General features: G+C 68.7%; 9 protein-coding genes. 8 read left to right on the forward strand and 1 reads right to left on the reverse strand.

Annotation, left to right across the window (positions count from 1 at the left end):
• Window positions 1-564: 564 nt before the first annotated feature.
• From ACIA8K_RS07960 to ACIA8K_RS07985, 6 genes are all read left to right on the forward strand, one after another.
• Window positions 565-2,922: a sodium-translocating pyrophosphatase gene (locus ACIA8K_RS07960; RefSeq protein WP_396056205.1), complete on the forward strand. Its 2,358-nt coding sequence runs from the start codon at window positions 565-567 to the stop codon at window positions 2,920-2,922.
• 81 nt (window positions 2,923-3,003) lie between these two features.
• Entirely contained in the window at window positions 3,004-3,537 is a 534-nt protein-coding gene (locus ACIA8K_RS07965; protein ID WP_396056207.1) for a hypothetical protein, read from the forward strand.
• A gap of 144 nt (window positions 3,538-3,681) precedes the next feature.
• Window positions 3,682-4,236: a hypothetical protein gene (locus ACIA8K_RS07970; protein WP_396056209.1), complete on the forward strand. Its 555-nt coding sequence runs from the start codon at window positions 3,682-3,684 to the stop codon at window positions 4,234-4,236.
• A 344-nt stretch (window positions 4,237-4,580) separates the two neighbouring features.
• Window positions 4,581-7,445: a type I DNA topoisomerase gene (gene topA / locus ACIA8K_RS07975; RefSeq protein ID WP_396056211.1), complete on the forward strand. Its 2,865-nt coding sequence runs from the start codon at window positions 4,581-4,583 to the stop codon at window positions 7,443-7,445.
• 47 nt (window positions 7,446-7,492) lie between these two features.
• On the forward strand, window positions 7,493-7,882 hold the full coding sequence (locus ACIA8K_RS07980; RefSeq protein ID WP_396056213.1) for a hypothetical protein: 390 nt from the start codon (window positions 7,493-7,495) through the stop codon (window positions 7,880-7,882).
• Window positions 7,879-8,541: a nucleotidyl transferase AbiEii/AbiGii toxin family protein gene (locus tag ACIA8K_RS07985; protein WP_396056215.1), complete on the forward strand. Its 663-nt coding sequence runs from the start codon at window positions 7,879-7,881 to the stop codon at window positions 8,539-8,541. The genes ACIA8K_RS07980 and ACIA8K_RS07985 overlap by 4 nt, the downstream gene beginning before the upstream one ends.
• 79 nt (window positions 8,542-8,620) lie before the next feature.
• Here ACIA8K_RS07985 and ACIA8K_RS07990 read toward each other — a convergent pair whose 3' ends face one another.
• Window positions 8,621-9,691: a YncE family protein gene (locus ACIA8K_RS07990; RefSeq protein WP_396056217.1), complete on the reverse strand. Its 1,071-nt coding sequence runs from the start codon at window positions 9,689-9,691 to the stop codon at window positions 8,621-8,623.
• A gap of 384 nt (window positions 9,692-10,075) precedes the next feature.
• On the opposite strand from ACIA8K_RS07990, the gene ACIA8K_RS07995 reads away from it, so the two are divergent.
• On the forward strand, window positions 10,076-18,343 hold the full coding sequence (locus tag ACIA8K_RS07995; RefSeq protein ID WP_396056219.1) for a DNRLRE domain-containing protein: 8,268 nt from the start codon (window positions 10,076-10,078) through the stop codon (window positions 18,341-18,343).
• Entirely contained in the window at window positions 18,340-18,792 is a 453-nt protein-coding gene (locus tag ACIA8K_RS08000; RefSeq protein WP_396056221.1) for a hypothetical protein, read from the forward strand. The genes ACIA8K_RS07995 and ACIA8K_RS08000 overlap by 4 nt, the downstream gene beginning before the upstream one ends.
• Window positions 18,793-18,928: the final 136 nt, after the last annotated feature.

An 18,928-nucleotide genomic window follows, 5' to 3' on the forward strand; every position in this document is an offset into this window, starting at 1 on the left:
GGGCCACGGCGGAAAGGGCCACGGCGGAAAGGCCACGACCGTCACGCCGCATCCGAGTCGGGAGCGGGGATCGGCGAGGTCGAGGTGTCGCGCTGGGACGGTCTCGCTCGCGCCGCACCTTCGCACTGTGGCGATCGAGACACAGATCACACCCCGTGATCGAAATGCGACATCGAATGCCGCAGCCCACCGGCCATGCCCATAAAGTCCGCTAAAACCGAATAAACGCCGGTAGATGCCCCTGCTGCGCTCCCGGTGCCGTACCCCCAGGTCAGGATCTTGATCTTGTGCGCCCGGTTGCGCCCACCGACCTGATGACCTTGACTGTGCCTACAGACAAGCCCCGATGAATCGCCGGGGCTAACACAGTTGCCAACATCATCACGACACGACGGCTCCGGCTGTGACCCTCAACACGGGTGACCGCTACAGTACGCGGGTCATTACGTACTGTTTCCGCCCCGCCGTCTGGGCGAGGGCCGGATGCTGCCACGGTCGCGTGGCTGCGGCCACCGGTTCGTCCGCCGGCTGGTGCGCGCTCGGTAGGAATTGAGGAGGACATCGATGTCCGGGTACAGAATCGTCGCCGCCGGCGATGGGCTGTCCCTTACCAGTACGAATCTCTCGTACGTCGTCGTCGCCGCGGTCATCGCGCTGGTGGCGCTGGGCTTCGCACTCGCGCTCGTCCGCGGTGTGCTGGCAGCCGGTAAGGGAACGACCAACATGCAGGAGATCGCCGGCGCCGTGCAGGAGGGCGCGTCGGCCTATCTCACCCGCCAGTTCAAGACGCTCGCCGTCTTCGTGGTGATCGCCCTCATCCTGCTCTTCCTGCTTCCGGTGCACGAGACCGACGGCAACGAGACGCTTGTGAAGATCGGCAGGTCCGCGTTCTTCGTGGTCGGCGCCGTCTTCTCCGCGTTCATCGGCGGCGCCGGCATGGCACTCGCCACCCGGGCGAACCTCCGGGTCGCCGCCGCGGCGAACGAGAAGCAGGGCGGCCGGGAGAAGGCGATGCAGATCGCGTTCCGCACCGGCGGCGTGGTCGGCTTCCTCACCGTGGGCCTCGGCCTGGTCGGCGCCTCGCTCGTGGTGCTGCTCTACAAGGGTGACGCGCCCACGGTGCTTGAGGGCTTCGGCTTCGGTGCCGCGCTGCTGGCCATGTTCATGCGGGTCGGCGGCGGCATCTTCACCAAGGCCGCCGACGTCGGCGCGGACCTGGTCGGCAAGGTCGAGCAGGGCATCCCGGAGGATGACCCGCGTAACCCGGCGACCATCGCGGACAACGTGGGCGACAACGTGGGTGACTGCGCCGGCATGGCAGCGGACCTGTTCGAGTCGTACGCGGTGACGCTTGTCGCCGCGCTCATCCTGGGCCGCGCCGCGTTCGGCGAGGACGGCCTGGTCTACCCGCTGATCGTCTCCGCGGTCGGCGTGCTGATCGCGATCGTCGGCGTCTTCATCACCCGGCTGCGCCCGTCCGACCGCAACGGCCTGACCGCGATCAACCGCGCGTTCTACATCTCCGCGGCGCTGTCCGCGGCAGTTGTCGCAGTGGTCACGTTCCTCTACCTGCCGAACTCGTTCGCCGGCTTCGAGGACCCGAACGTGAGCGCCGAGTTCACCGGCAACCCGCGGGTCCTGGCGATCGGCGCGGTCGTGATCGGCATCGTGCTGGCTGCCGCGATCCAGGCGCTGACCGGCTACTTCACCGAGACGAACAAGCGCCCGGTGCAGGACATCGGCAAGTCCTCGCTTACCGGCGCCGCGACAGTCATCCTGGCCGGCATCAGCGTCGGCCTGGAGTCCGCTGTCTACTCCGCGCTGGTGATCGGCGCGGGCGTGTTCGGCGCGTACCTGCTTGGTGGCGGCTCGATCATCCTGTCGCTGTTCGCTGTCGCGATGGCCGGCATCGGCCTGCTGACCACTGTCGGCGTCATCGTCGCGATGGACACGTTCGGCCCGATCTCGGACAACGCGCAGGGCATCGCGGAGATGTCCGGCGACGTGGACGAGGCCGGCGCGCGCACGCTCACCGAGCTGGACGCGGTCGGCAACACCACGAAGGCGATCACCAAGGGCATCGCGATCGCGACGGCGGTGCTGGCCGCGACCGCGCTGTTCGGGTCGTACCGGGACACGATCACCACCACGCTGCGGGACGCGGGGGAGACCCTGTCGATCGACGCGCTGCTCAACGTGTCGGACCCGCGCAACCTGGTCGGCCTGCTGATCGGCTCCGCTGTGGTGTTCCTCTTCTCCGGCCTGGCGATCAACGCGGTCTCCCGGTCGGCGGGCGCGGTAGTGGTCGAGGTGCGCCGCCAGTTCCGGGAGAACCCCGGGATCATGGAGGGCACCACGCGCCCCGAGTACGGCCGGGTGGTCGACATCTGCACCCGGGACGCACAGCGTGAGCTGCTCACGCCGGGTCTGCTGGCGATCATGGCGCCGATCGCCGTCGGTTTCGGCCTCGGCCCGGGCGCGCTCGCGTCCTACCTGGCCGGCGCGATCGGCACCGGCACGCTGATGGCGGTGTTCCTGTCCAACTCGGGCGGTGCGTGGGACAACGCGAAGAAGCTTGTCGAGGACGGCTCGCACGGTGGCAAGGGCTCCGAGGCGCACTCCGCGACGGTCATCGGCGACACGGTCGGCGACCCGTTCAAGGACACCGCCGGCCCGGCGATCAACCCGCTGCTCAAGGTGATGAACCTGGTCAGCCTGCTGATCGCCCCCGGTGTGGTGACGCTCACCTACGGCGCGGACGCGAACACGCCGGTCCGGATCGGGCTCGCCGCGGTGGCGACGCTGATCATCGTGGCGGCCGTGGTGTGGATCAAGCGGAAGTCGATCTCGATGGGCGACGAGCCGCCGGCGCCGAGCGCGGGCACTCCGGTACCACCGAAGCAGGAGATCGTGAGCGCCTGATCAACGAGCATGCCGCCGGGGAGATCGCCTGCTCCGCGGCGGCATCGCGCGTTCATCACCCGCAGTCGTACGCTGCTCTCCATGCGCACCCCCCGCATGGTGTCCTGCACCGCGGTCCTCACCTCCCTCGTCCTGCTCCTCGCCGCGTGCGGCGGTGGCGCCACGCCGCAAGCGTGGGCCTCCGCGGTCTGTCAGGCGCTGGGTCCGTGGCGCACGGAGATAAGCACGCTCACCGCCCGTGCCCAGCAGCAGATGAGCGCCGAGACCACGCCGGGCGCCGCCCAGGAGAACCTGGTTCGCCTGTTCCAGGGCGCGAAGGAAGCCAGCGAGACCGCGCGCGTGGGCGTGGAACGGGCCGGGACGCCGGACGTGGACGACGGGGAGAAGGTCGCGCAGGGCTTCCTGACCTCGCTCAGCGGCGTCCGGGACGCCTACGACAAGGCGTTGCGGGGCATCGAGGCGCTTGACACGTCCCAGGCCGGCGCGTTCTACACGGGCGTCGAGCAGGTGGTCACCACGCTCGATTCGGAGTACGACAAGACCGCGCTCGACACGTCGTCGCTGCAGTCGGAGGAGCTGCGGGAGGCGTTCGACCAGGTGCCGGAGTGTCGTTGAGTGTGGGTCAATCCGCCGATTCCGGGCCTCCCGGACGTACCCCCGCAAGATCTTGATCTTGAAAAGGGGCCACGGCGGAAAAGGCACGAGCAAAATCAAGATCAAGATCCCGCCACGGTACGGGGGCAGCCTTCTCTTTTCGGGGTGGAGGCACACGACCCGGGCGTGGCCGACCTGGCGGGACTGCTGGCCGGACCCGGCGAGATCGTCCGGATGGGTGGCACCGCGCGCGTCTCGGTGACCGTCTCCGAACCCTGGCGGGTGCACGTGCTGGTGCCCGAGATCATCCGCCGTGGGCTGCAGGCGACCTGGTCCCGCACCGAGGACGAGCGGCTTGAGGTCCGCACCGCCTACGCCACCACGCTGATGCCGCTCGGCCGTGCCTGGCTGCGCGAACAGGGCGCCGCCAAACGCCCGCCGCGTGCGTTCTTCCTCAACGGATTCCGGCTCCGGCTCTGGGTGGCAGCGTCGGGCGCGCCGGATCCGTCCGGATATGTCCTTCGACTCGGTGTGGCCGACGAGCCGATCTGGGAGACGGTCCGCGCCGCGCTGCACGCGGTCGGGCTGCCCAGCCGCCTCACCACACCGCGTGACGGTGAGCCTGGACTGCGCATCTCCGGACGCCGTCGCATCGCCCGCCTTGCCGACCTGGTCGGACCACGTCCCGACGCGGCACCCGAGTCGGCCTGGCCACGCTGACCCCCGGTGTACTGTCTAATCTCCGACAGTTACGGTGACTGGATGACCGAGACATAGACCGGCACGATGGTGCAGGTCCGTGCCGACCGTTTCCGGGCACCGGACACCGTTGGGGGGAACAGCGGTCGCGCGACCGGCGTTGCCGATCCATGGCGCCGGCGGCCCGGTAGCGTGGGTCGCCGAAGGTCCCGCGCGACCCTTCGCACGCAGACCGCGTTACCGTGGATCGGTTGGCGCGGCGGCGTGCATGATCAGCCGTGGCCGATTCCGCCCATACGCTGTCCGTGCGCCAATGAACAGGCGATCCACCAAACCGCAGGGGATCCATCGAGGTCAGGAGTAACGTGCCGAGCAACGCCAAGAGCACCCGTCTGGTCATCGTCGAGTCACCGGCGAAGGCTAAGACGATCTCGGGCTACCTTGGCCCGGGTTACGTCGTCGAGGCCAGCTTCGGGCACGTCCGCGACCTGCCCCGCAACGCCGCCGAGGTTCCCTCCGGGTATGAGGACAAGCCGTGGGCCCGGCTCGGCGTCGACGTGGACAACGGCTTCACCGCCCTCTACGTCGTCTCGCCGGACCGCAAGAAGCAGGTCACGAAGCTCCGCTCGCTTGTCAAGGACGTGGACGAGGTTCTGCTCGCCACGGATGAGGACCGCGAGGGCGAGGCCATCGCCTGGCACCTGATCGAGACGCTGAAGCCCAAGGTCCCGGTCAAGCGCATGGTCTTCCACGAGATCACCAAGCCGGCCATCCAGGCCGCCGTCGCGAACCCGCGCGAGCTCGACCGCGACCTGGTCGACGCGCAGGAGGCCCGCCGCATCCTCGACCGTCTCTACGGCTACGAGGTCTCCCCGGTGCTGTGGAAGAAGGTGCGCACCGGCCTCTCCGCGGGCCGCGTGCAGTCCGTCGCCACCCGCATCGTGGTCGAGCGCGAGCGCCAGCGCATGGCGTTCCGCACCGCTGAGTACTGGGACATCCTGGCCCGCCTCGCCGTGTCCGGGCAGGTCGACGGCCCGCGCACGTTCAACGCCTCGCTCATCGCGCTGAACGGGGACCGCGTCGCCACCGGCAAGGACTTCGAGCCGACCACCGGCCAGGTGCGCCCCGGCTCCGGAGTGGTCCACCTCGACGGCGACGGCGCCCGTGGGCTGGCCGCACGCCTCGACGGGCGGCCGTTCCAGGTCACCCGGGTGGAGGAGAAGCCGTACCGCCGCCGGCCGTACGCGCCGTTCATCACGTCCACGCTTCAGCAGGAGGCGGCCCGCAAGCTGCGCTCCAGCTCGCAGCAGACGATGCGTACCGCCCAGCGGCTGTACGAGAACGGCTACATCACCTACATGCGTACCGACTCGGTGAACCTCTCCGAGTCCGCGATCACCGCCGCGCGCAGCCAGATCGCCGAGCTCTACGGCGCGTCGAGCGTGCCGCCGCAGCCGCGCCGCTACACCGGCAAGGTGAAGAACGCGCAGGAGGCGCACGAGGCGATCCGCCCGGCCGGCGACGTGTTCCGCACCCCCGGCGACGTGGCGAACGAGCTGTCCGGCGAGGAGTTCAAGCTCTACGAGCTGATCTGGCGCCGCACCATCGCGTCCCAGATGACCGACGCGGTCGGCTCCTCAGTCTCGGTGCGCATCCGCGCGGTCTCCACCGCGGGCGAGGAGGCCGACTTCGGCGCCACCGGTAAGACCATCACCGACCCCGGCTTCCTGCGCGCCTACGTCGAGTCCTCGGACGACGAGAGCGCCGAGGCCGAGGACGCCGAGCGCCGCCTGCCGACCCTGGTCAAGGACCAGCCGCTGACCTCCGAGCAGCTGGACGCGATCGGTCACTCGACCCAGCCGCCGTCCCGCTACACCGAGGCGTCGCTTGTCAAGGCGATGGAGGAGATGGGCATCGGCCGGCCCTCCACCTACGCGTCGATCATGCAGACCATCCAGGACCGCGGGTACGTGACGAAGCGCGGCCAGGCGATGATCCCGTCGTTCCTGGCGTTCGCCGTGGTCGGCCTGCTGGAACGGCACTACCCCGGCCTGGTCGACTACAACTTCACCGCCTCGATGGAGAACCAGCTCGACGAGATCGCCGGCGGCGACGCCCGGTCCGCCGACTTCCTCACCTCGTTCTACTTCGGCAGCGGCGTCGGCGCGGAGGCGTCCATCGCCAAGGCCGGCGGCCTGAAGAAGCTGGTCACTGAGAACATCGCGGACATCGACGCACGCAGCGTCAACTCGATCCCGCTGTTCCGGGACGCCGAGGACCGCGACGTCGTGGTCCGGGTCGGCCGCTACGGGCCGTACCTGCAGCGCACCCACCACACCGACGACCCGTCCGCCGAGCCGGACGAGGCCGACCGCGCGTCCTTCCCGGAGGCGCTCGCCCCGGACGAGCTCACCCCGGAGAAGGTCGACGAGCTGTTCCTCGGCGGCGCCGGCAGTGAGCGCAAGCTCGGCGAGCACCCGGAGACTGGCGAGCCGGTGGTGCTCAAGGCCGGCCGTTTCGGGCCGTACGTGTCAAGCGGCGACAAGAACTCCTCGCTGCTGAGCAGCCAGAAGCCGGAAGAGCTGACGCTCGACGACGCGTTGCGCCTGCTCTCGCTGCCGCGTCTGGTCGGTGTGGCCCCGGACGGCGCCGAGGTGTTCGCGCTCTCCGGCCGCTACGGGCCGTACGTGAAGAAGGGCGACGAGTCGCGCTCGCTTGACAGCGAGGAGCAGATCTTCACGGTCACGCTCGACGACGCACTGGCCCGCCTCGCCGCCCCCAAGACCCGTGGCGCCCGTCGCGCCGCCGCCCCGCCGCTGCGCGAGATGGGCAACGACCCCGCCACCGAGAAGCCGCTTGTCATCAAGGACGGCCGCTTCGGGCCGTACGTGACGGACGGCGAGTTCAACGCGTCGCTGCGCCGCAGCCAGACCGTGGAGGCGCTGTCGCTCCAGGAGGCCAGCGAGATGCTGGCCGAGAAGCGCGCCAAGGGCCCGGCCCCGGCGAAGAAGCGCGCCGCGAAGAAGGCCCCGGCCAAGAAGGCGGCGGACGGCGCCCCGGTCAAGAAGGCCACCGCCGCGAAGAAGACGACTGCCAAGAAGACCACGGCTAAGAAGACGACGGCGGCCGCCAAGAAGACCACGGCGGCCAAGGCGACGACCGCGACCGCCGCGAAGAAGGCCCCGGCGAAGCGGGCCGCTCCCGCGAAGGCCTCGACCGACGCCTCCTGAGAGTGACGGCCCCTCATGATCTAGGGGTACAGACGTACGATGGCCGGGTGACCCGTTGGACAGGAACCCGGCCCGGCAAGGCCGTCGTGGTCATCAAGGATCTGGCCGCGCTGCACGGCCCGACCTCAGGCACCGTGACACTGCCGCACCACCTGATGTGGCAGGCCGTCAACGTCCGCACCTTCGACCTCGCCGACCCGCGGAAGCTCCGGCGGCTCTACGAGATCGTGCTGCGGGAGGCCCGGGGCGACAAGGACCTCGTCGAGTGGCTCGACGGCGAGTCGTTGCAAGCGCTGTGGCCGTCGCTTCACCTGCCGCACGGCGTCCGGCATGTCTGGGAGATGTCGCACCCGTCTCTGAGCGCGATCCGGGAGGCCTCACCGGACCAGGTGAACCCGACGTATGAGCGGTGGCTGGCCCAGCGGTGGGCCGCGTGACCGACGACCGTTTCGCTCTCCGGGTCGAGCTGGCCAGGCGCGCTCTTGAGGTGGCCGACTCACACGGCTTCGCGCTCGGCGGCGGCCAGGCTCTCGTGGCCCATGGTCTCGTGCAGCGTCCCACCGAGGACGTAGATCTCTTCACGGATCGAGAGGGTGGCGTCCGCGACGCATTACCTGTGGTGCGTGACGCGTTGAGTGCCTGCGGTTTCGACGTGGCCCATGCCGTCGGTGAAACGGATCTGTCCGACACCTTCTACGGCATGGACGACGCCTTTGAGGAACTGTCGGTGACGGTCGGCGAGGCGGAGGTGCAGATGTCATTGGCGTGCATGCCCCGGCAGCGCCCGCCGGTGCTGATGGAACTGGGGCCGGTCGTGCACCTGGACGATCTGCTCGGGTCGAAATTCTGTGCGCTGACGGGTCGTAACGAGACGCGCGATTACATCGATGTCGCCGCCGCGCTCGCCAACGGCTTCACGCGCGACCAGCTGCTCGCTCTCGCCCACGAGCATGAGCCGGACCTGTCCGGCGCCGACATCGCGGCTGCGATGCGCCGGCTGGACGATCTCGATGACGACGAGTTCGCTGACTACGGGCTGGATCGGGCCGCTACGGATCGGCTGCGGTCCGCTTTCGCGGCCTGGTCGCGCGACTGACCCTCATCGGGCGGCCTTCCTCCGGCGACCCGTTCCGGCCGGGCATGGTGCGGCGGGTCGCCCCGCCGCACCAGGACTGTTACGGCGTCCAGGGGTTCCAGATGATGTGGAGGGTCGGCTGGCCGCCGGTCGGTGACTGGGTGATGGCGTAGAGCCAGTAGTGGTCGACGGACTGGGCCCAGGCGAGCCCACGAGGGGCCAGGACCACGTCGTCGCCGAGGTTGATCCGCGAGATCGGCTGGACGCCGCCGGTCTCCCAGAAGTAGATGTCGTCGCTTGTGGAGCGCACGCCCGTGGCGAGGTACCAGCCGTCCGGCGCGGGTGCGACGGCAAGCGGGTAGTAGCCGGTGTAGTAGGAGCCGCGCCCGGACAGGTCGGCGGTGGCGTAGGCCGGAACGGTGTTGCGTGAGCCGGCCGCGGTGAAGAACGTGTCGCCGTACTTCTCGATGGCCAGGTCGTTGAGGTTGCTGCCGGGCGCGGTGCCGGAGGTACGTCGCGTCAGTGTCTGGGAAGACGGGTCGATGTCGTAGACGTAGACGGTGGAGAGGCTGAGCTGTGGCTGCCCCACCACGAGCGGCCCTTCCGCGCAGTCGGCGACCGCGGTGAGCAGTGGCGCGCGCTGGAACCGCACGTTGTCCGGCTGCTGGCCGGTGACGGCTTCCGGCTCCTCCGCGCCGAGGTCGAGCCGGCCGATGCCGCCGTTGAACGTGCCGCCCTGGCAGCCGTAGCCGAACCAGATCACGTTCTCGACGCGGGCGAGGTGGGTCGGGCAGGTCTGTGAGCCGGTGGGGTAGCGGGCGACCTGCTGGTACGTGTGCACGTCGACGACAGTGATGGCGTCGCCGGCCGCCTGCGCGATGTAGAGCCACTCGGTGTCCGCGTCCTGAACGAGCCCGGTGGCGCCGTACTGGCTCGGGATGGTGGTGATGTAGTCACCGCCGAGCGACGTGACAAGTACGCCGTTGCCGCCCGCGCCGCCGCTGATGTAGACCTGCCCGTGCTCCTCATCGACGATCATGTCGCCGTAGCCGGGCAGGTCGAGCGGGGTGCCGCCGGCCGCGTGCGCGGCGCCGGGCGTGGCAGCGACGGCGATCAGCGTGCTTGCGGCCGCGAGCGTCACCGCCCAGAACGATCTTCGTATGGAACTCACTGTGATGTCCTCCCCCGTTGAGAGTGATGGCCGGGCGGAGGCTATCCAGGGTCGACAGGGAAGCGCAGCGCGGGAATCAGTGATCAACGCCTGCCAGGCAAACGGACATTCTGCACTGAGGAAATAGCCGTTCATCGCTTGCAGGTATGCAAGTGCCTTGATACTTTCGCCCGGCAGTCCGAGGTAGTGAACACACTCACGGGGGGCCGGGCTAGCTCGGTCCGACATGCGGAAACGGCGCTAATAGACCGATTCGCACGTCGTAAGACTCTTTTTTGCCGCAGTCCAGCATCGACAAGTTTCCCGCGGTTTCCGGGCGGTTTCACGCTGCCCGAAAACGACCGCCGGGCTATTCGTGCTGCGCGCCGGAAGGTGACCGAAGCGATGAACAGACGCATTTCCACGAAGGCCGCGCTGCTCGCGCTGATGCTGGCCGGGCTGTTGGTGATGGCCGGGCCGGCGAGCGTGGTGCCGCCCGGCCCGTCCGGCTTCTGGCCCAGCCTGGGCAGGTTGTTCGAGGACGAGCCCGCGCCGCTGAGCGGTGACCGCACCGAGGCGCGCGGTCGGGACGTGCCGGTGACCGCACCAGGCCCGGAGGGAACGCTGCCGGAGCAGGAGCGGCTGGACGGCGCCGGCGCCGCGATCCCCGCGGCCGAGCGCGTCCGGGAGAACGTCGAGGCCCGCACCGCCACCACCAAGTACTTCACGCTCGCGGACGGCCGGACGCAGGCCGAGGTCGCGGCGCAGCCGGTCCACTACCGGGACGCGCAGGGCCGCTGGCAGGAGATCGACACCACCGTGGGCCGCGGCACGGAGCCGGGCTACCCGCTGACCGCTACGAAGAACGCGTTCGCCAGCCGGTTCGGCGACCGCACCGACCGGATCGTCAGGTACGACCTGGACGGCCGCACGGTCTCGCTCGGCCTGCCCGGCGCGCCGCGCCCGCTCATTCCGGCCGCTAGCGGCAGCACGGTGACCATCCCGGGCGTGTTCCCGGACGCGACGCTGCGGTACGACGTGACCGCAGGCGCGCTCAAGAAGCAGATCGTCCTGGACCGCCCACCGGCCGGCGACGCGTCGTTCACGTTCACGCTCGGCCTGGACGGTGTGCGGGCGAGCGCGGAGGCGGACGGCACGATCGCGTTCCGGGCCGACGACGCGGACGGCCGGACGCTGTTCTACCTGCCGAAGCCGTTCATGTACGACGACCGGGACGACGCGTCCGGGCCGACCGGCACGGCGTTCAGCCCGAACGTGACCCAGACGCTCACCGGGAACACGCTCACCGTCACGGCGGACCGCGCCTGGCTGAACAGCCCGGACCGGACGTACCCCGTGGTCATCGATCCGACCATCAAGGTCCAGCCGCAGGTCGGGCAGGCCCAGGACGGGATGATCAACAAGTACGCGCCGACGGAGAACTACGACACGCTCTGGCGCCTGACTGTCGGTACCAGCCCGGTCAACAGCACCACGAACGCCACGTTCCGCAGCCTGGTGAAGTTCCCGTTGACCGAGGTCCCGGCCGGTACCCAGCTGGACGCGGCGCAACTGCGGCTCTACTGGGACCAGACCACGAGCGACGAGGCGGACGCGTACGCGCTGCCGATCAACGCGCACCGGGTGACCGCGCCGTGGACCGAGCAGAACGCCACCTGGAACTCGATCAACACCGCGATCGGCGAGATCGGCACGAACACGGAGCAGATCGACAACGCGGACGCGGGCAAGGCAGCGGCCGCGGGCTCCTGGGCCACCGCCGTCGCGACGAGCGCGATCTCCGCCGCGCACCGGACGAACAGCGGCGCCACCACCGGCGACACGTTCACCTGGGTGCCGCGGGTGACCGAGGCCGGTACGTACGACGTGCAGGTCCACTACGTGCCCGGCACCGACCGGGCCACGAACGCGCCGTACACAGTGCACCACAAGGGCGGGACCAGCACTGTCGCGGTCAACCAGACCACCGGCTCGGGCGGCGGCACCTGGAAGTCGATAGGTGCGTTCGCGTTCGACGCCGGTACCACGCACAAGGTCGTGCTCGGCGACATCGCGAACAAGACCGTCTCCGCGGACGCGGTCCGGCTGGTCAAGAACGCGACCCAGACCAAGAACAAGGACCAGAATCACGCCTGGCACGACTTCAGCGTCCGCTCGATCGTGCAGGACTGGATCAGCGGCCGGCAGGCGAACAACGGCTTCGTGGTCAAGGCCGCGGACGAGGGCCCGGCGTACGGCGGCCCGCGCTACAACGGCGCGGAGAACGCGTACGGCGGCGAGGTCGACACGTTCCCCGCGCTGGTCCTGACCTGGGGCAAGCCGGGCGTGACGCTTGCCGTGCCGACCACGATCCGAGCCACCGGCGCGGAGCTGTCCTGGAGTGCCTACAAGGGTGACGACCTGCTCGAATACCAGGTGCACCGGAGTACGGCGCAGAGCTTCATCCCGTCCGAGCGCACGCTCGTCTCACCGGTCCGTGCGGACCGCACCGCCTACAGCGACACCAGCGGCACGCCGACGCCCGCGAACAACGCGACCGAGTTCGGCGCGCCGTTCTACTACATGATCGTCGCCAAGACGAAGACCGGCGAGCTGATCCCGTCGCCGACCGAGCAGGTGCAGCTGCCGAAGGCCGGGCACGTGGTCCGGATTCTGCAGAGCGGCACCACTGACACGACGCTTACCAGCAAGGAGCCCAGTACGGGTCACAACGTGCTGGACGGCGGCGGCCTGGTGCAGATCGGCAACAAGGGCCCGATCTACGGCACCAGCCGCGCGGTCGTGAAATTTCCGAGCATGTCCGGTCTGCCGGCCGGAACCAAGGTGGTCAGCGCGAAGGTCGGTCTCTGGGGGGTCTACACCCAGGGCGGCGGCATCGCGACCTTCAACATGCACGGCCTGACCCGCGACTTCGACCAGTCCACCGGCTCCTGGACCAACGCGAACTCGACCACGAAGTGGACCACCGCCGGCGGTGACTTCACAGGTACGGCGGCCGCGAGCGTCACCGACATCGGCGCCGACCCGCGCTGGCAGAACTGGAACGCGACAGGCCTGGTCCAGGGCTGGGTGAACACGCCGAGCAGCAACAAGGGCGTGCTGTTCAAGGTGGCCAACGAGGGCACCGCCGACTCCGTACCGGAGCAGCGTGTGCTCTTCAACTCCGGTGAGGTCCCGGAGGTGAGGATGCGGCCGCGGCTGGAGGTCGTCTACACCGCACCGACCACGGAGCTGACCTACTACGCGCCGACCGTGCCGTCCCGGATGATCCCCGGCGACGAGTACACCTCGCCGGTCACCCTCACCAACGGCACCAGCTCTGCCTGGCCGAAGGCGGACTGGGCGCTGTCGTACCGCTGGGAACTGCCGGACGGCACCGACGTCACCACCGCTGACAACCGGCGGGAGACACCGCTCGCGGCCGATCTCCCGTCCGGCGGCGTGGCCACAGTCAACGCGAAGATCATGACACCGGTCCGCTTCGACCAGGGGAACACCCGCCAGGCGTTCGTGCTCAAGTGGGACCTGCGCAACAAGACCACCGGCCAATGGCTGTCCCAGGTCTGGCAGATCCCGCCGCTGGCCCAGCGGATCACCGTCGAGGACCCGACCTCCGACCAGCTCGGCCTGGAGAAGTTCTACCAGTACACAGGCGAGAACGCCGGCGCCGGCGCGACAGTCATGGTCAACCAGTTCTCCGGCAACGGCGTGTTCAGCTACAACGCGTTCTCCAACCCGAGCCGCGGCCTGTCCACGTTCCTCCGGATGTCCTACAACAGCCAGGACAGTTCCAATTCCTATATCGGGTACGGGTGGTCGCTCTCGACCACAAGCGTCACCCGGCTCGGCTCGCCGCTGCAGTTCATCGGCGCCGACCCGCGCTGGCCGGAGAAGATCACCCTCACCGACGGCGACGGCACCTCGCACTGGTTCGACCTGAACCGGCACGACACCACCGACACCACCAAGTGGGACTACGACAGCCCGGCCGGCGTCCACCTCTACCTGCAGCGCAACAGCGACAGCGACTCGAACCGCACCTGGCTGATGACCCGGCCGGACCGCAGCCGCTTCTACTTCGACACCGACGGCTACCAGACCGCGGTGCTCGACAAGAACGGCAACGACCTGCGCTTCACCTACGAGCGCACGTCTGTCGGCAACCGCAACACAGGCGTGCTGAAGTACGTCACGGACGCCACCGGCCGGCGCACGCTCACCTTCGAGTACTTCGCACCCGGCGAGAACTACGACTACTACGCCGGCGACGTCAAGCGCAGCGCCACCAACCTGCAGAACGCGCAGATCGTCACCCAGCTCCGGTCGATCGTGGACGTCAGCGGCCGGAAGATCACCTTCACGTACGGTGAGCAGGGTCTGCTTCGGCAGGTGATCGACGGCCAGGGGACCGCGGACGAGAAGCCGCTCGGCTTCTACTACGACGCGCAGGGCAACCTGATCCGGGTCGACGACCCGCGCGGCCACGGCACGAAGCTCGCCTACCAGGACGGCACACGCGTCCGTGAGGTCACCGACCGCGTCGACAACGCGACCGCGTTCACCTATGCGGACCCGGACGGCACCACCGGCTCGGTGATCGAGTCCACTGTCACAGACGCGAACGGCCACGCCTCGAAGTACCTGATCGACGGGTACGGCCGGCCGACCTTCCTGACCGACGCCCGCGGCGAGACGACCGAGCTGACCTGGGACGCGGACAACAACGTCAGGCGCCTGGCGGAGCCGAACGGCGCGGTCACCACGTACGTCTACGACGAGAAGACCGGCCTGCCGCTGGAGATCAAGGACCCGGAGGCGAACAAGAACAACACGGCGCCGCAGACGATGGGGTACCGCTTCGGCCTGAACGGGCACATCGCGGAGCTCACCTCGAAGATGTCGCCGGAGGGCCGGAAGAACACGTTCGGCTACGACCAGTACGGCAACCTCACCTCGGTCACCGACCCCAAGGGCAATGCGACCGCGACGGCCGGCGACTACACCTCGGTCTACACGTACGACACGTGGGGCCAGCAGTTGACGTCCACGGACGCGAACGACAACACGACGAAGTACGAGGACTACGACCCGGTCGGCTACCCGAAGAAGATCACCGACGCGCTCAACCTGGCCGAGACGTACGAGTACGACGCGATCGGCAACGTCGTCTCCATCACCGACGCGAAGAGCCACACGTCGACGTACACGTACGACACGTTCGGCCGTCCGCTCGGCTCCCTGGAACCGAAGGACGCCGCGAACGACGTCTACATCTTCACGCCGGGCCTGGCATACGACGGCAATGACAACGTGGTCCGCGACGAGAGCGCGGGCGGCGCCGTCATCGAGATGGGCCACGACCCGGCCGACCGGCTCGCCTACCTGACCGAGCCCCGCGACACGGCGTCGTCCCCGGACCGGACCAGCACGTTCGAGTACGACCCGGTCGGCAACCTGCTCCGCGAGACCGATCCGAAGGGCACGCTTACTGCGGCCCGGGACGATTACACGACCACCTACACCTACGACGAGCTCAACCGGCTGATCCTGGCGGTCGACCCGGAGGGCGGTCGCTTCACGTCGACGTTCGACCAAGTCGGCAACCTGCTTACCGTCGCCGACCCGCGGAAGAACGAGGGCGGCCCGGACGCGTACAACGAGAAGTACACCTACGACCTGAACAGACGTCTGACCTCGGTGACCGACGCGGCCGGCAAGGTGGCCCGCTCCGAGTACGACCGGGACGGCAACATGGTCGCGGTCGTCGACCAGGAGAGCCGCCGGACGACTCTCGCCTACGACGAGCGCGCCATGCTTGTCGAGCAGAAGACGCCGCACAAGGTCGTCAACAACGAGACCGTCCACCGCACCAGCCGGTACGAGTACGACGAGGTCGGCAACCGGACGCGTCTGATCACGCCACGCGGCGTGGACACCACGGACGATTCGGACGACTTCGCCAGCCAGTGGACCTACGACCCGCTGAACCGGATGAAGGAGCAGCTCGAGCCGTACGACGAGGACGACTCGAAGCACACCTCGCCGGACCGGACCGTCTACGAGTACGACGAGCTCGGCAACCAGAAGTCGGTAAGCGCGCCGCCGGCCGAGGGGGAGTCGGACCGCGCGATCACCAGATACACGTACTGGGACAACGGCTGGAACAGGACCAGCACCGACCCGTTCGGGATCAAGACGGAGTACGACTACGACGACGACGGCGACCAGACCACGCGCAAGCTGACCGGCGAGAACAACAAGGTCCGCACGCAGTCCTGGACGTACTTCCCGGACGGTAAGCAGAAGACGCAGAAGGACGACGGCAAGGGCGGAAGCGAGCCGAAGAAGAGCTTCGCGTTCTCGTACGACCCGAACGCGAACCTCACCGAGATGCGCGACGACAGCGCGGACGCCAAGATCGACGTCTACTCGATGACCTACGACGGGCTGAACCGGCCGGCGAAGATCGAGGAGAAGCTCAACGGCGCGGTCAAGAACACCACGACCTACGCCTACAACGCGAACGACACCATCCGCGAGCGTACCCACGACAAGATCTACACGAAGTACGAGTACGACGTCCGGGACCTGGTCTCGAAGGTCACCAACGGCAAGACGTCGTCCGACTCGGGCGCGAAGACCACGACGTACACGTACACCCCGCGACAGCAGGTGGAGACGGAGAAGAAGGGCAACGGCAACACCGTCTCGCACGAGTACTACCTGGACAAGGCGCTGCGCTACCAGGTGGAGAAGAAGTCCTCCGGCGCGATCGTCAACGAGCACACGATCGAGTACGACGCCAACGGCCACCGGTCGAAGGACGTGGCGAAGAAGCAGAACGCGGACAACAAGGCGCAGACGCTCGACACGACCACCACGTACACGTACGACCCCCGCGACCGCATTCGGGAGCAGAAGAAGACCGGGCACGGCGCGGACACCGAGACGTACGAGCACGACGCGAACAGCAACGTCGTCAAGCAGAAGGTCAAGAGCGTCGAGACGACGTTCAACTACGACCGGAACCGGCTCAATTCGTCGAAGACCGCAGGCGTCGAGACCACCTACAAGTACGACGACTTCGGCCGGCAGACCAGCACCACCACCGCGGGCACGGAGACGGAGAAGTACGAGTACGACGGCTTCGACCGGGTTACCAAGCACACCAGGACGCCCGGCGGCGACACGACGTACAAGTACGACCCGCTGGACCGGCAGATCAGCCGCAAACAGGGCGACAAGACCACCGAGCTGTCCTACCTCGGTCTCTCCGAGTTGGTCGTCGCGGAGGAGGAAGGCGGCAAGCTCCGCAAGTCCTACAACTACGGACCGGGCGGCGAGCTGCTGTCCCAGTCCAAGTTCAAGGACGACGGCAGCTTTGAGGAGTCGTACCAGGGCTACAACCCGCACACCGACGTCGAACAGCTCACCGACGAGCAGGGCGACTCCCGGGCCACGTACGGGTACACGGCGTACGGGCAGAACGACGACGCCCAGTTCACCGGCGCGGACAAGCCCTCCGGAAGCAGTCCGCAGACCCAGGAGCCGTACAACGCCTACCGGTTCAACGGCAAGCGGTTCGATCAGTCCAGCGGCGACTACGACATGGGATTCCGCGACTACGACCCGGGCCGGAACCGATTCCTGACGCAGGACCAGTACAACGGCGCGCTTGCCGACATGAACCTGTCGACGGACCCGTTCACAAACAACAGGTACGCGTTCGGCGGCGGTAACCCGGTCAGTCAGGTCGAGATCGACGGTCACCTCTCACTTGGCGACATCGGTCACGCGGCGTTGGACGTGGCCGGCTTGGTCCCGGGCGTCGGCGAAGTCGCGGACCTGGCCAACGCGGCCTGGTACGCGGCCGAGGGCGATTACGGCAACGCGGCGCTCTCCGCAGCCTCGGCGGTCCCGTTCGCCGGCTACGCGGCCAGTGCGGCCAAGGGCGCGAAGTACGCGGCCAAGGGCGTGGACGCGGCACAGGGCGCGGCGAAGGGCGCGGACAGCGCCCGGACCGGTGCGAAGGCCACGAACGCGGCACAGGGCGGGGGCAAGGCGGCGCCGTCCACGCCGAAGGCGTCCTCCGGCGGCGGTGGTGCCACCGCCGGCGCCAAGTCCTCGGGCGGTGGGGGCAGCGCGGGACCGGCGAAGTCCTCAGCGGGCGCATCGGCGAAGGCGTCCACGAAGTCCGCGGGCGGTGGCGGCGCGGCGAAGTCCTCGGGTGGCGGTTCCGGCTCATCGGCCGGTAGCGGCACGTCGGCCGGCAAGGGCAGTGGTGGCGGCTCGGGCAAGTCGGACCATCTGGCTCTCGGCAAGGACTCGCGCACGAGCGACATCAACGTCAAGAACTTCGCGAAGCAGGTCGGCGCCCACCACCTGATGAACAACGCGAACTGGCGCGGCGAGGTGACCGAGGCGGTGCGTAACCTGGCGCAGGGCAAGGGCCGGATCTCGTTCATGATCGATGGCCTGCCGGGTGCGAACAAGGGACCCGCCGGCGCGCTCAGCCGTGCGCAGCAGGACACCGCACGCGGCGTGGAGATGGCGACGCAGTGGGAGCTGGACCAGGTCGGCAAGGCGGGAGTGATGGATAAGGTGGAGTTCTACCGGTACAACAGGAAGCTCGGAAGGTGGGCCGGGGTGTGATCCCGCAGCAGGAGGGCGAGCTCGACTTCGCCGACGAGCGACACTTCCACCTGATCGACTACCGGCTCGGGCACAGCTATGCCGTCGTCCGCGGCATGCCCGAGCCCGACGAGGACGACGTCGACGGTGACGTACCGCCGAGGGTGATCGACTTCTTCTTCGCCGGAGCGAGCCGGATCTCGCTGTGGAAGGACTTCGTCGACTTCCATATCCGCCGGCCGACGGACGAGGAGCGGTCGGTGCTGGAAGACCGCATCGGTCCTCTCCGCGAGGACGACGGGGTCTACCTGCTGGAGGCCGGCACCATCGAGACGCACATCGTGGCGAGCCGCGTCTTCTGGGCGGAGTTCGACCTGCACGGCGGGGCGCCAAGCCCGCTGGCCGTGGAGGATCCGGACTACCGGGCAGCGCATCCCCCGGTCGGCGGCGTCATCCGGTTCGCCGACTGATCGAGCCGTGCCGGCCGGGGGGGGGGGGGGGGGGGGGGGGCCCCCCCCCCCCCCCCCCGGGCCGGGGGGGGGGGGGGGGGAGCGGCGCCAACACCCCCCCGCCCCCCGGCGCACACCCCCGCCCACCAGAGGAGGG

It is taken from the genome of Catenuloplanes sp. NPDC051500, assembly GCF_044454585.1.
In the GTDB taxonomy this organism is placed as follows: Bacteria; Actinomycetota; Actinomycetes; order Mycobacteriales; family Micromonosporaceae; genus Catenuloplanes.